This window comes from Pseudomonas sp. NPDC090233 (assembly GCF_044772285.1).
In the GTDB taxonomy this organism is placed as follows: Bacteria; Pseudomonadota; Gammaproteobacteria; order Pseudomonadales; family Pseudomonadaceae; genus Aquipseudomonas.
In genome coordinates, this window is record NZ_JBIVYQ010000005.1 from 404,858 (window position 1) to 418,875 (window position 14,018).

The 14,018-nt window shown below is 57.0% G+C and carries 8 protein-coding genes; 6 read left to right on the top strand and 2 right to left on the bottom strand.

The window, feature by feature from the left end; all coding sequences use genetic code 11:
- Positions 1-7: 7 nt before the first annotated feature.
- The 6 genes from ACIQUF_RS16400 to ACIQUF_RS16425 are packed head-to-tail and all read left to right on the top strand — an operon-like array spanning position 8 to position 11,903.
- Positions 8-5,536 (top strand): glycosyltransferase, encoded by a 5,529-nt coding sequence (locus tag ACIQUF_RS16400; protein ID WP_403133181.1) that lies wholly within the window; start codon positions 8-10, stop codon positions 5,534-5,536.
- Complete coding sequence (locus tag ACIQUF_RS16405) at positions 5,533-7,227, top strand: DUF6270 domain-containing protein (protein WP_403133183.1); 1,695 nt, start codon at positions 5,533-5,535, stop codon at positions 7,225-7,227. The genes ACIQUF_RS16400 and ACIQUF_RS16405 overlap by 4 nt, the downstream gene beginning before the upstream one ends.
- A gap of 15 nt (positions 7,228-7,242) precedes the next feature.
- The gene (locus ACIQUF_RS16410) at positions 7,243-7,659 is read left to right on the top strand and encodes a hypothetical protein (protein WP_403133185.1); all 417 of its coding nucleotides are present in this window, start codon (positions 7,243-7,245) and stop codon (positions 7,657-7,659) included.
- A gap of 37 nt (positions 7,660-7,696) precedes the next feature.
- The gene (locus ACIQUF_RS16415) at positions 7,697-9,418 is read left to right on the top strand and encodes a hypothetical protein (RefSeq protein WP_403133187.1); all 1,722 of its coding nucleotides are present in this window, start codon (positions 7,697-7,699) and stop codon (positions 9,416-9,418) included.
- Between the two features lie 5 nt (positions 9,419-9,423).
- Positions 9,424-10,671, top strand: a complete 1,248-nt coding sequence (locus tag ACIQUF_RS16420) for a glycosyltransferase family 4 protein (RefSeq protein ID WP_403133191.1) — start codon at positions 9,424-9,426, stop codon at positions 10,669-10,671.
- Complete coding sequence (locus tag ACIQUF_RS16425) at positions 10,668-11,903, top strand: glycosyltransferase family 4 protein (RefSeq protein WP_403133194.1); 1,236 nt, start codon at positions 10,668-10,670, stop codon at positions 11,901-11,903. Before ACIQUF_RS16420 ends, ACIQUF_RS16425 begins: the two co-directional genes overlap by 4 nt.
- Before the next feature lie 63 nt (positions 11,904-11,966).
- On the opposite strand, the gene rfbA is transcribed toward ACIQUF_RS16425, so the two are convergent.
- The gene (gene rfbA, locus ACIQUF_RS16430; protein ID WP_403133196.1) at positions 11,967-12,857 is read right to left on the bottom strand and encodes a glucose-1-phosphate thymidylyltransferase RfbA; all 891 of its coding nucleotides are present in this window, start codon (positions 12,855-12,857) and stop codon (positions 11,967-11,969) included.
- A gap of 42 nt (positions 12,858-12,899) precedes the next feature.
- Complete coding sequence (gene rfbB / locus ACIQUF_RS16435) at positions 12,900-13,970, bottom strand: dTDP-glucose 4,6-dehydratase (protein ID WP_403133198.1); 1,071 nt, start codon at positions 13,968-13,970, stop codon at positions 12,900-12,902.
- Between the last annotated feature and the right edge of the window lie 48 nt (positions 13,971-14,018).

Consider the following 14,018-nt stretch of genomic DNA (forward strand, 5'->3'; position numbering starts at 1 on the left):
AAACCGCATGAACACCACCACGCTTGAGAAACCTACCGTGAACACTGAGCAGCCCTCACCTCTGGCCGATATTCATGACCGCGTGATGGAGGCTTACTACGGCAAGCTGGGTGATCAGTTCATGCGCGAGACCCAGGCGCGGATCCACTGGATCTGCGCACAGATCAAGGGCCGCCGGGTATTGGACGTAGGCTGCTCGCAAGGCATCGTGCCGCTGCTGCTGGCCCGCGAAGGCTGCCAGGTGACCGGCGTCGACACCAGCCCGCAGGCTATTGAAGAAGCCAAGGGCTACATGGCCGCCGAGCCGGCCCATGTGCAGCAGAACGTGACCTACGTGAATGCCGACTTCCTCAGCCTCGAAAGCGTGGACGTCGAGCCCGACACCATCGTCATCAGCGAAGTCCTGGAACACCTGGTGCGCCCTGAGCTGTTCGTCGAAAAGGCCACCCACCTGCTCAAACCCGGCGGCCGCCTGGTCATCACGGTTCCGTTCGGCGTCAACGACTTCATCGATCACAAACACACCTTCTATCTGATGGAACCGTTCCGCATGCTCAGCGAGCATCTGCAGATCGGCGAGATCAAGGTGCTGGGCAAGTGGTTGGGCATCGTCGCGCTGAAAACCGAAACCAGCGTCGCCGGTGCCCCCGAAGCGCTGCCGGTCAACCGCGTGCGGGAGCTGGAGAAGGCCTTCGAGGCGATCGAGCGCAACCTGCGCGAGAACATCAGCGCCATCAGCAAGCGGCTGGACGAAGCCAACAAGAAATACCGCAGCGCCACCGAGCAGATCAGCCAGCTAAAGCCTGAAGCGCAGAAGGCCGAAGCGTTGTCACGCCAGTTGCAGACACGCGAGAGCGACCTGGCCGCCCAACAGAAGGCCAGCCTGGAGGTGGGCGAGGCCAAGGCCCGCATCGTTCAAGAGCTTGACGAGATCAAACAGCGTCTGGACGAGGCGAACAAGAAATACCGTGCGGCGACCGAACAGATCGCCGTGCTCAAGCCAGAAGCCGCCAAAGTCGAGCCGTTGGCCAGGCAGGTACACGATCAGCAGGCAGAAGCCGCTGCACTCCAGCAGGCCAGCCAGGCATCGTTGGAAGCCAGCGCGCGCAATATCCAGGCCTTGAACACGGAACTGGAAGCGCAGCGCCAACAGCTGGGCGAAGCGAATGAAAAGTACCGCACCGTTACCCAACAGTTCAGCGAATTGAAGGAGCAGCTCGCGGCGCTGGAGCAAACCCGCCAGCGTGATGAGCTTGCTGCGCACCAGAAGCTGAGCGCGCTGCAAGACGAACTGGGTGCCTCGCAGCATCGCGAACATGCACTGCAGGCGCAGCTGATCGACACCCGCGCGGAACTGCAACAGGCACACCACAGCTCCAGCAATCAGGTTGCCCAGATCGAGCAGCTGAACGCGTCGGCCAATGAACGCCAGCAGGCTGTTGAAGCGTTGCGCGAGCATCAAGGGCGCCTTGCCGCGCAGCTGTCCGCCGCCAACCAGCAACTCGATGAGCAAGCGCAGGCGCTTTACAGCATGACCGAGCAGCGTCGTGAGCTGGAAAACCAACTGCAATCACTGACCAACGCCATGGTCGGCGTTGAAGAACACCGCACTAACCAAGCCGAGACCATCACGCTCATGATGGAGCAACGCAGCGCGCTGGAAGGCGACCTGCAGGCACTGACAGCCGCCAAGGCCCAGATCGAGGAGCAAAGCGCCAATCAGGTCTTGGCCATCGCCGCCCTTGAAGAAACCCGAACCGCCCTGGAGGATCAACTGTCGCTGGAAAGTGCCAGCCGCCAGGCCGCCGAAGCAACATTGGCGGCAACGCAAGAACAGTGGCAAGGCTTGCGCCATCAACTGGAACAGGAGCTGAACAACTCCCGAACCGGGCTCGGGGTGGCAAACATGAAGTACCGCGCAGTGACCGGCGAGCAGATCCCGCAGCTCAAGGCCAGCCTGAGCCAATTGCTCGAGCGCAGCGCCACCCAGCAGCGCAAGATCGACGAGCTCAACGAACATCTGCAACGCGCCAACGACCAGCGCCACCTGGCCGAGCAGCGCCTGGTCAAGACCCGCGCCAGCCTCACCTATCAACTGGGCTACCAGATCAAGAGCAGCGCCAGCTCCCTGGGTGGCCTGGTCAAGCTGCCTGTGCGTCTGCTGCGGCTGTACCGCAAGGCCAACAAGCAACGCGCACAGGGCCAGCAGCGGCTCCTGGCTTCCGAGGCGCAGAATCGGATCTTGCCACCCCCTCCTCCGCTGCAGGACGAGCACTACCTCAAGCTGCCACCCGCACTGGCCAGCAGCGAGCACAGCCGCGCCCAGTTGCTGCGCTGTGCCGAGCAGCCGGCAAGCAAGCTCAAGGTGGCGTGCGTCATGGACGAATTCACCTTTGGCTCGTACCGCTACGAGTGCGAGCTACAGCCGCTGACCCCTGGCAATTGGAAAGCTGAACTGGATGCCTTCGGCCCCGAACTGCTGTTCATCGAGTCCGCCTGGCGCGGCAAGGATGACCTGTGGGGCAGCAAGGTCGGGCACAACAGCCAGGAATTGCAGGACATCATCGCCTGGTGCCGCGAACATCAAGTGCCGACCGTGTTCTGGAACAAGGAAGACCCGGTCCACTTCGAGACCTTCCTGACCACCGCCAAGCAGTTCGACCACGTGTTCACCACCGACATCGACTGCATCCACCGCTACAAAGGTGCACTGGGCCACGAACGCGTCTACTTGCTGCCGTTTGCCTGCCAGCCGGCACTGCACAACCCGATCGAACTGTACGAGCGCAAGGACGCTTTCTGCTTCGCCGGCGCCTATTACGCCCGCTACCCCGAGCGCACGCGTGACCTGGGTAACTTCGTCAGAGAACTGGCCCAGTTCCGCCCTCTGGAAATCTTCGACCGCAACTTCGGCAAGGACGACGCCAACTACCAGTTCCCGGCCGAATACCAGCCCTACATCGTCGGCACCCTGCCCTTCGAGAAAATCGACACCGCCTACAAAGGCTACCGCTACGCCATCAACCTCAACTCGATCAAGCAGTCGCAGTCGATGTTCGCTCGACGCGTGTTCGAACTGCTCGGTTGCAACACACTCACCGTGAGCAACTTCTCTCGCGGCGTGCGCCTGCTGTTTGGCGACCTGGTGGTGACCACCGACAACGGCGAAGAAATGCTGCGCCGCCTGAAACTGCTGGCCGAAGACCCGCTCAACAGCGACAAGCTGCGCCTGGCCGCGCTGCGCAAAGTGATGCAGGAGCACACCTACACTCAGCGCCTGGACTACGTGCTCAGCAAAGTCACCGGCAACAACGAAACCCGCCGCCTGCCACAGATTGCCGCCATCGCCGAGGCCAACGATCAGGCCCAACTGGCCGCTTTGCGCGGGCACCTTCAGCGCCAGCGTCACGACAACGTGCGCCTGCTGTTGATCAGCGACGCCATTGATGCCAGCGCGGTCGAGGACGACCCACGTATCCAGCTGGTCAAGCGCGCCCAGCTGAAAAAAACGACACTTGGTCAACTGGTGGGCGACACGCCCTGGGTGGCCGGCCTGTGCGCCGAAGACTACTACGGCCCGAACTACCTGCTCGACCTGGCCCTGGCTACCCGCTACAGCCGTGCCAGCATGGTCGGCAAGGTTGCGCACTTCGCCTGGGATGGCAACGCAGCCAATCTGCTCGCCAACAGTCAGGCCTACCGCCCCGCCGAAGGCCTCAGCGCGCGCCGGACGCTGATCAGCACTGAGCTGGTTGCCAGCCAGCCGCTGCGCAGCTGGTTGAAGAATCTGCCATCGCTGCGCTACACGCTGGGCCAGGGCCTGGCCATCGACCCATTCAACTATTGCGAGAACGGCGCGGCGCAGCAGGCTGCCATCGCTGCACAGGTCGACGACCTAGCAATCGACAGCGGGCTGACCATCGACCAACTGCAGGCGCGCGCGCAATCGATCGCACCCTTGCAGGTCAGCCACGACTCGCCGGAAATCACCGGCCGCGAGCTATCCGAAATGTTCGGCGTCGCGCGCAACAAGTTCCTCGACCTGGAGGTGGATGTCGACAACTGGCGCATCCATTCCAAGCTGGCCGACGGCAAGCACGAGTACGTGTACGCCCTGCAGGAAGTGGCGCTGGAGCGGCTGCAAGTCGAGCAAGGCAAGCTCAAACTCTTCCTTGATTGCACCCCTGGCCTGAACCTGCAATTGGTGGTGCTGTTCCTGGATGCCGACAAGCAACGCATCAGCCATGTCATGCAACATGCCAACCGCAACCAAACCTCCGATGTGCCGCCGGAAGCGGCGTTCGTGCGCTTCGGGTTGCGTGCGTATGCTGCGGGTAATGCGGACATCAAGGCACTGGTGCTGGGGCATCGCGACCTGCAGCCTTCGGAGATGCTGGGGCAAGCTGACCATTTGTTGCTGAGCAACCACTACCCTGCTTATGCGGATCTGTATCGCAACAAGTTCGTGCATAGCCGGGTAACGGCTTATCAACAAGAAGGCGTTGCGGTTGATGTGTTCCGACTCCGGGACAACGAAACGGTCAGCTACCAGGAATTCCAGAACGTCGATGTGGTGACCGGTTGCCGCTCCACGTTGGCGAAGATGTTGGAAAAGAACCGCTACAAGACGATTCTTGTGCACTTCCTCGACGAAAACATGTGGAGCGTACTGCAGCCCTACCTCGCCAGTACCCGCATCGTCGTCTGGGTCCATGGCTCGGAGATCCAGCCATGGTGGCGTCGGGAATACAACTACAGTACCGAGGAGCAATTGCAACTGGGTAAACTCGCCAGCGAAAAACGCATGGCGTTCTGGCATGGCGTGTTGCAGCCGATGCACAAGAACCTGAAGTTGGTGTTCGTCTCGCGCTACTTTGCAGAAGAAGTGATGGAGGATCTGGGTTTCCGCCTTCCGGAAAATCAGTATGAAATCATTCACAATCCGATCAATACGGAAATCTTCAACTTCGTAGAAAAACCCATCGAGCAGCGTAAGAAGGTGCTGTCGATTCGGCCTTACACGTCTAGAACCTACGCGAATGACTTGACGGTCAAAGCGATTGAACTGCTGGCAGAAAAGGCCTGGTTCAAGGACATGACCTTCCGCCTGGTCGGTGACGGTCCGTTGTTCGAAGAGACGCTAGCACCGCTGAGGCGGCATCCGAATGTTCAAATTGAGCGCGGCTTCCTCAACCATTCTGAGATTGCTGAACTGCATAAAGAGCACGGCGTCTTCCTATGCCCAAGCCGCATGGATACTCAAGGGGTATCCCGTGACGAAGCAATGGCGTCAGGCGTCGTGCCCATCACGACATCAGTTGCCGCCATCCCTGAATTCGTCGACGACAGCAGCGGTATCGTCGTCGCTCCAGAGGCCGCCGAACAGCTGGCAGACGCGCTTCAACGTCTTTATCAGGAACCCGCATTGTTCTCCGGACTCTCACGCGCGGCCGCGCAACGCGTTCGGCAACAGAGCGACTGGCGGAAAATGGCAGCGCAGGAACTGAAACTTTTTGAAGAAGAACAACGTAGATGAGCAAGTCGTTACTGCATTACGTTTTCACGAATTTTGGTGTCGGTATCAAGGATGAGCTGTGGATCAGCTACAGGCTTGAACTATTTCTGAACACGTTGCTTGTTTCCCTTGAGAAGCAAAGCAACCGCCATTTCGAATGGATCATCTTCATCGATGATGGACTACCCTACTTGCACAAAACGCGCCTGGAGGCGCGAATTGCTGAAACTGGGCTGAATGCGAAGCTTCAGCCGATTGTCGATCACTCCCTGGTCAACCAGGCCGTGGCGGTTTTTTTATCCAGCTGCCAAGCCGATATTGTCCTGACCACACGAATCGATGATGACGATTGCATACGCGAGGATGTGATTTCCTTGCTGCAGGAGCAAGCGTGCTCGACTGAGCATGCTGAAGACTTACTGCTGATCTCCTTGAACAATGGCATGGAACTGCTGCCCTCTAATGATTGCTGCCGGCCAGTTGCATTCGATACGCTGGCCTTGGCATTGAGCCTGGCAGACAGGCGTCCAGGCCCCAAGCGGCAGTGCATCACTCAGTATGCCTCACAGGCTGTTGTCGAAACGCTTAAAAGCCAGGGCTTGTCCGCCAAGCATGTTCTGATTGGCTCAGACTATCCGCTGTACCTATACACGAAACATCCACTGAGCGATTCTTATTTCTTTGGTGCCCGCGCAAGAATTTTAGCGGACCCAAACAAAGTCATGGGATTGTCAGAACAGGATTTTCTGGGGTTCGGCTTGACGCAACAGCGCATGAGCTTTTTGTCTGCGCTTCTGAAGCAATCACCGCTTGGGATGCCTTATAAGCATCTGCAAAAGCTCGGATCTTTGTGCAAGCAAATCACCGCCGAAATCAATCCGGCTACTCAGGACAATGCCCAGCTGAACGCCTTGCTCGCCCAAAAAGCCAAGTTGGAACGAGTGGCAACACGCCCCAATCCTGCGGCCTACACCGCCAAAAAGATAAGAGTTGCCATTTTGGGCTCATGCGTAACACGCGATCTTTTTGAGTTTCAGAAAAATACACTGCGTGACTTTGAGATCTGCTTTTACATGGCACGATCATCGGTGGTGTCCTGGATGGCCCCACCCTGCTTTGATGATGGCATGGCGATTGATCACAGCTCTTTCGAAGGTAAGCGCTCGCATTGGGATAAGCTCAAGTTGCACTGGCAATTACTGGAAGAGTCGCGACCCGATATTGTCCTGATAGACTTCATTGACGAACGCCTGGGCATCATACATCACCACAACTCGATCGTTACTGCCAGCACTCCTATCCTCGAAGCCTTGCAGCGAACAAACACAGAGCACGAAGTCAAAAGACCCTGGAGCAAGGATGTCGAGCAACTGCGAGAGTGGGCGCTACCCGCCTTCCTAGGTCGCGTGTCTCACATCTGCCCCAATATTTTCGTGCACAACGCGGTGTGGGCGACGCAGTACAAAGAAAATGATGCAGTCAACGAATTTGCAGGCGGTGACTTCGAGCGCCAGATTGAGCTCAACAACTCGGTAATCGAGCCAATGCTGGCTTCACTTGATAACATTGCCATTGGCATTGAACAAATTGGTGGCAGGGACGCAGGCCTCATCGCTGGCGGCGACCACAAATGGGCGTTTTGTCCCTACCACTATGACAGTGCCTACTACAAAACTGTAGCCAAACAACTTATCGCCAGAACCATGCACTAACAGGAACCACTGTTCATGAACACAAAAGCATTCGTGCTACTCGGACTTTTCGCTCTTGCCGGCTGTGACCAAGCCGCCAAGGAAACGGCACACAATGCGCCTCAGTCCACGCAAGCAAAGGGTGAGCTGAAGTTGGCAGACGGTTCAATTTTCATCCTCAACGCTGCGTTCAAGCGCTCTTATGAAAAGCCAAACAGCGGTGGCAAATTGTCCATGCACGAATACAGCTATTCGTCGATCGACAAAATCGCTGAAAACGATGTTTACCTGCACCTGCAAAAAGCAGGCTACAAACGCAAAGTCATGAGCAATGAAAACAACGTTTACAAGGTTCACTACTATAAAAAAGACACCCCAGTCGTGGGCGCCGTCTACACAGCACGCGACAACGACAAAGTAACGGTCGCCACCCTTTACTGGCAAGAAAAGTAACCCACCATCACTACGCCCCTGAGACCTTGACCAGCCAATGATTAAGCTCCAACATCACATTAAATCAACGCTCGGCTGGTGCATTTCCTTGGGGAGTAAGTTCATCCGGGTTGTCCCTGTCACAACCATCGCCGTTCAAATCATGACCCTGGCAAGTCAGCTACTATTGCTGCTTGCCTTTTTTTTGCCGCTAAAAGTAATCATCCTACTGGGCTCGGAGAAGATACCTAGTTATTTTCCGGTCACCCTTCAAGAAATTAAACGAGAGCACCTGATCTTCTCCCTGAGCATCGCAGCAGCATTATGCTACGCCTTGTACATTGCGAGTGAAATAGCCATTTCCTACTGCTGCAAATTTGGCGCGCGCACCCTGCTTTTACGCAGTGCCAAGCTTAATCTTTTTGAAAATCAGGAAAAAATCGCTGCGCATGCCTATTCACGTTACACCCGGGCCAGTGCAGCCGCACTATTCTTTGCGCTGAGCACAGCCGTACTGCTGTTCATCTATCCAAGTCTCGCAGCCATCATTTTGGGCTATATTCTCCTAGCCACTGCAACTTGCATCATCTCCTTCAACATCAGTTCGACCGCACGAACCCAACTAAAAAATAATTACACCGCCGTGCTCAACACTCTGTCAGGCATTGGCTTTCTCCTCAGCTTCTTCTGCCTGGTCGCGGACTTTTTATACAACCCGCAGCAGAAGATCTTTCATGCAGTTGTTGCAATACTGGTAATGCGCCAAGCCCTCCAACGCCTGACCAGCATGATTCTGGACATCATTAGCCTGCGCATTCAGCACCATCAGATCAATGCCATGTTTTTCCATTCGCAACCTCTTTTAGAGGCAAAGAAAGACAGTAACGAACTTGAGCAGCTTTTAAATCCAGGCAATCGTGAACGCTGGGCAGCCGAGCTCATGGAAAAAGCCGGGTTGACAGCTGGCAACAACCTGGAGGTTCACTGGCATCAAATTGACGCCATGGACGTCTACCCTTTCCGCATCACCGTGGACGTTGACGGAGAGAAACGACAGTATTTAGCAAAACTCTTCGGCGAACACATTTCTTCCCTCGCGCAGCAAGAGCGATTGCTGTTGAGCTCTCAGAGCGGACTGCCGGCCCCTGAGTGGATTGGCCATTATTCACTCGGCCAAGTGAACTGCCATCTCTTTAAACTGGAAGACCACTCTAAAGTTAACCGCAACCAAATCACCGGATCGGTGGTAGCGATCAATACTCAGCTCATGTGCTGCGAGCCGGAACCGGATCTTCTTTTAAAATTCAGTCGCACTCGACTCTACCTGGAAAGTCGATTGAGCGAAGAGCTCATAGCGCCCCTAAAGTACGTTTGCTCCACGGAAAGCGATCACGGCAAGGTAGAAGAAGTCATCCAGTCCCTGGGCTTGATTGCAGAACGCATTGCTGCTCTCCCTCGGCAGATTGTCGGTTTGGACATCACGACCGAAGCATTACTTCTTGCACCCTATAAAGGATTCCAGCTAAGCCACTGGTGCAACTGGCGTATCGAGGCGATTGGCAGTAATTGGCCAGTTGCAGAACTGCAGCATCTGCCCGGTGCATTGAGTCTTGCAGTCGAGAAGCGCCCTGCGCTGGCAGGCATCTCATCTGATGACGTGATGCTCACAGCACTCATGTACAGCTTCGAACGTTTCCTGCAACGCAAAAATTATCCGGCAGCGCTTGAACTGCTTGGCGACATTCTCGCCTGCCTTAGCGCCGTTGATGCAAGAGCATAAACACCATGAAAAAAATCGCCATGATTGTCTGGAACGAATTCCTCAATGATGCCCGCGTGCTCAAGGAGGCCCAGACGCTGCAAGTCGCCGGCTACCAGGTTTGCGTATTTGCCTTGCATACGCCTGGCGTGACCCGACAGCAGGAGCGCTTGCCAGCGGGCATCGAGGTTTTTCGCGTAGCGCGCAGCCCGCTCTGGAAATGGCGTAAACGCAAAACCACGGAGGGCAGCACGGCCAAGACCAACAAGGCTCAGGGGCCGATTGGCAAACTCAGCGTCAAACATCAACTGTTACGCCTGATCGCACGCGCCTGGACGCACACCGCCCTGCTCTGGCACATGGTTCGCTACCGCGCCGATGTGGTTCACTCGCATGACGTGAATACCCTGCCAACTGCATGGCTGGCTGCTCGCCTGAGCCGCGCGCGCCTGGTGTATGACGCCCACGAAATCAGCACCAGCCGTGAAGGCTACGACAGCTTCAGAAAGCTGGTGGGCATGGTCGAAAAGCACCTGATGCCCAAGGCCGATGGCACTATCACCACCACAGATGCCCGGGCCAAGTACTTTGCCCGGGCCTACGGGGTTGCGCGCCCTGCGGTGCTGCAAAACCGTCCCCGGCTGACCCGTTGCGAGGCATCCAACCGTATCCGCGAAGAGCTCGGCTTGACCGCGGCCTGGCCGATCATTCTCTATCAAGGCGGGCTGCAGCAAGGGCGTGGCCTGGAGAAGCTCGTGCGCACGGCTGCCGAGGTGCCCGACGCCTATTTCGTGTTCATTGGCGGCGGGCGACTCACCGAGAGCCTGGTTCAGCTCAGTGAACAACTGGGGCTGCAGGAGCGGGTACGTTTCATTCCCACCGTTGCCCTGGCGCAACTGCCCAGTTACACGGCCTCCGCCGATATTGGCGTTCAGCCGATCGAAAACACCTGCCTCAACCACTACACAACCGACTCTAACAAACTCTTCGAGTACTTGATCGCCGGGCTGCCGGTAGTGGCCACGGACTTTCCTGAGATCCGCCGCATCGTGCGTGACCATGACGTTGGCCTGCTTGTGCCGGCCAACGACCCATCCGCACTGGCTGGAGCGCTCAACCGCCTGGTTGGCGATCAACCTCTGCGCAATCACTATGCCCACAATGCCCACATCACGGCTGGCACACTGAACTGGGAAGAACAGGAGTTTCGCCTGATCGAGCTGTACCGTCAGGTATTGCCTGTCACGGCATCCGCTGCGCAGGCCGAATCATGACCACGCGCATTCTGCTGCTGAGCTTCTACTATCCACCAGACTTGTCAGCCGGATCGTTTCGCGCCGAAGCTTTGGTCAAAGCGTTACGTTCTGAATTGGGCGAACATGTGGATATTGAAGTCATCACCACCCAGCCCAATCGCTATCACTCGTTCGCCGCCTCCGCATGCAGCGTTGAGCGCTCACCCCTGCTGACGGTTCGACGAATCGATGTGCCAGCCCATCGCAGCGGCATACGCGACCAGTCATGGGCGTTCGCATGCTTTGCCATCGAGGCGCTGAAACTAAGCCGCAACAAGCAATACGACCTGGTCTTCGCCACCTCATCGCGGCTGATGACAGCCTCCCTGGGGGCTTTGATTTCACGGCGAAATGGATGCGGTTTCTATTTGGACATACGCGATATTTTCGTCGATACACTGCGCGAGTTGCTGCCGTCACGCTGGGGGCGATTGGCGGCTTCGGTGTTCTCACCCATCGAACGCTGGACGGTCGAACGGGCGACGCGGGTCAATCTGATCTCGCCGGGATTTCTGCCTTACTTCAGCACCCGCTATCCGGGGCGGGACTTCACCCTGTATACCAATGGCGTCGATGACCTTTTCGTTCATCAGGCCGCACCGCTACCGCAACTTCCGCCATGCGGAGAACGCTCATCGCGCCTGCAAGTGGTTTACGCGGGCAACATCGGAGCAGGTCAAGGTCTGCATCAGATTCTGCCGACACTGGCCAAGCGTCTGAATGATGAAGTCGAGTTTCACCTGATTGGCGCCGGAGGGGCACTGGATACCTTGAAAGCCGCCCTCGAACGAAATCGTGTGGAAAACGTTCGGTTTTCGCCGCCCATGAAACGTGATCAGCTGTTAGCCGTGTACCGCAACGCCGATATCCTGTTTTTGCACCTGAACAACCTGAAGGCATTCCGCCGGGTGCTGCCGTCAAAGCTGTTTGAGTATGCAGCGACCGACAAACCTATTTGGGGGGGATTATCAGGTTATGCCGGGCGTTTTGCGCAAAAACGCATCAAGAATGCGGCGTTGTTCGCGCCAGGTGATGTCGACGGCGCTTTGGAGGCATTGCAACGTTTGAAGTTGCAAAACACATCGCGTCTGGAGTTTGTCGAACAGTTCTCGCGTCAGAAAATCAAGAAAATGATGGCACAGGACATCCTGCAGATATCCCCTAAATATCTGGCTCGTCGAGCGCGCCACGTCGCTGAGCCGCCCTCCTGATCTTTAAGATGAACTGGACAGACCCTCCATCGAGCCTGCCCAGCCTTACGGGCGCCTGTTCCTTCAGGTATGAATGATGTCGCTGTGCAGCAGCCGCAGCAGGTACTGCCCATAACCATTCTTGCTCAATGGCGCCGCCAGCTTCTCCAGCTGTTCTTCATTGATCCACTTCATGTGAAACGCCACTTCCTCTGGACAGGCGATTTTCAAGCCCTGCCGCCGCTCGATCGTGGCGATGTATTGGCTCGCTTCGAGCAACGAATCATGCGTGCCCGTGTCGAGCCAGGCGTAGCCACGCCCCATGATCTCGACCGACAGCTTGCCGCGCTGCAAATAGACGTTATTGACGTCGGTAATCTCCAGCTCGCCACGCGCCGACGGCTTGAGCTCCTTGGCGATATCCACTACATCCTGGTCGTAGAAATACAGACCGGTTACCGCGTAGTTGGACTTTGGCTGCTTTGGCTTTTCTTCCAGGCTGATCGCCTTGCCGTGCCCGTCGAAGGACACGACGCCATAGCGCTCCGGGTCGGTAACGTGGTAGGCGAACACACTGGCCCCGTCCTCGCGCGCCATCGCGTTGGCCAGGATGTCGTAGAAATCGTGACCATAGAAAATATTGTCACCGAGCACCAACGCCGATGGATTACCTGCAATAAATTTCTCACCGATCACGAAAGCCTGCGCCAGGCCATCTGGTGAAGCCTGAACGGCATACTGGATATTCAGCCCCCACTGCTGCCCGTTACCGAGCAATTGCTCGAACCGCGGTGTGTCCTGGGGCGTGGAAATCACCAGGATGTCGCGAATGCCGGCCAGCATCAGTGTGGTAAGGGGGTAATAGATCATCGGCTTGTCATACACCGGCAGCAGCTGCTTGGAGACTGACAACGTGGCCGGATGCAAGCGTGTGCCTGATCCACCCGCCAGGATAATGCCTTTACGCTTGGTCATGATTTTCTTCCATAGTAGTTTCGCGGTCCCGCCCGGGCATTTTCATCCAGCGTTGCTGCCGTACTGCTTGGCAACCCAGTCACGGTAACTACCGGATTGCACCCCTTTCACCCAGGATTCATTGGCCAGGTACCACTCGACCGTCTTGCGGATTCCGGTCTCGAACGTCTCCGCCGGCTTCCACCCAAGCTCACGCTCGAGCTTGCGCGCATCGATAGCGTAACGACGATCGTGGCCAGGACGGTCAGCGACAAAACTGATCTGCTCACGGTAAGCGCGGCCGTCGGCACGGGGTTGGAGTTCGTCAAGCAAGGCACAGATGCGCTCGACGATTTCCAGATTGGCTTTTTCATTCCAGCCACCGACGTTGTACACCTCCCCCAACTCTCCGGCTTCAAGCACGCGGCGGATGGCGCTGCAGTGATCCTTGACATACAGCCAGTCGCGAATCTGCTGGCCATCGCCATACACTGGCAAGGTTTTCCCCGCCAGCGCATTGACGATCACCAGGGGAATGAGTTTTTCAGGGAAGTGATAAGGGCCATAGTTGTTCGAGCAATTGGTGGTGAGCACCGGCAGGCCGTAGGTATGGTGGTAAGAGCGCACCAGATGGTCGCTGGCGGCCTTGCTGGCCGAATAGGGGCTGTTCGGCGCGTAGGCATGCTGCTCCGTGAAGGCCGGTGCGTCCGCTTCCAGCGACCCATAGACCTCGTCCGTGGACACATGCAAAAGCCGGAACTGCTTCTGGATATCGGCAGCCAGCCCTGCCCAGTAGCTGCGGACAGCCTCCAGCAGGCGGAAGGTACCCACGATATTGGTCTGAATGAAATCTTCCGGGCCATGGATCGAGCGGTCAACATGCGATTCCGCAGCGAAGTTGATCACAGCCCGCGGCTGGTGTTCGGCGAGCAATCGTTCGAGCAAAGCCCCATCGTTGATATCACCCTGCACAAACTGGTGCTGGGCACTGCCCTTCAAAGACTCCAGCGTCTGCAAGTTCCCCGCATAGGTCAGCTTGTCGAGGTTGATGACTGTTTCGTCCGTCTGAGCCACCCAATCGAGCACGAAGTTGGCGCCGATGAACCCTGCACCGCCGGTTACCAAAATTGTCATAGATTCACTTCCACCTTCAGGCAAGGCGACAACGCGCTGTTACGCAGC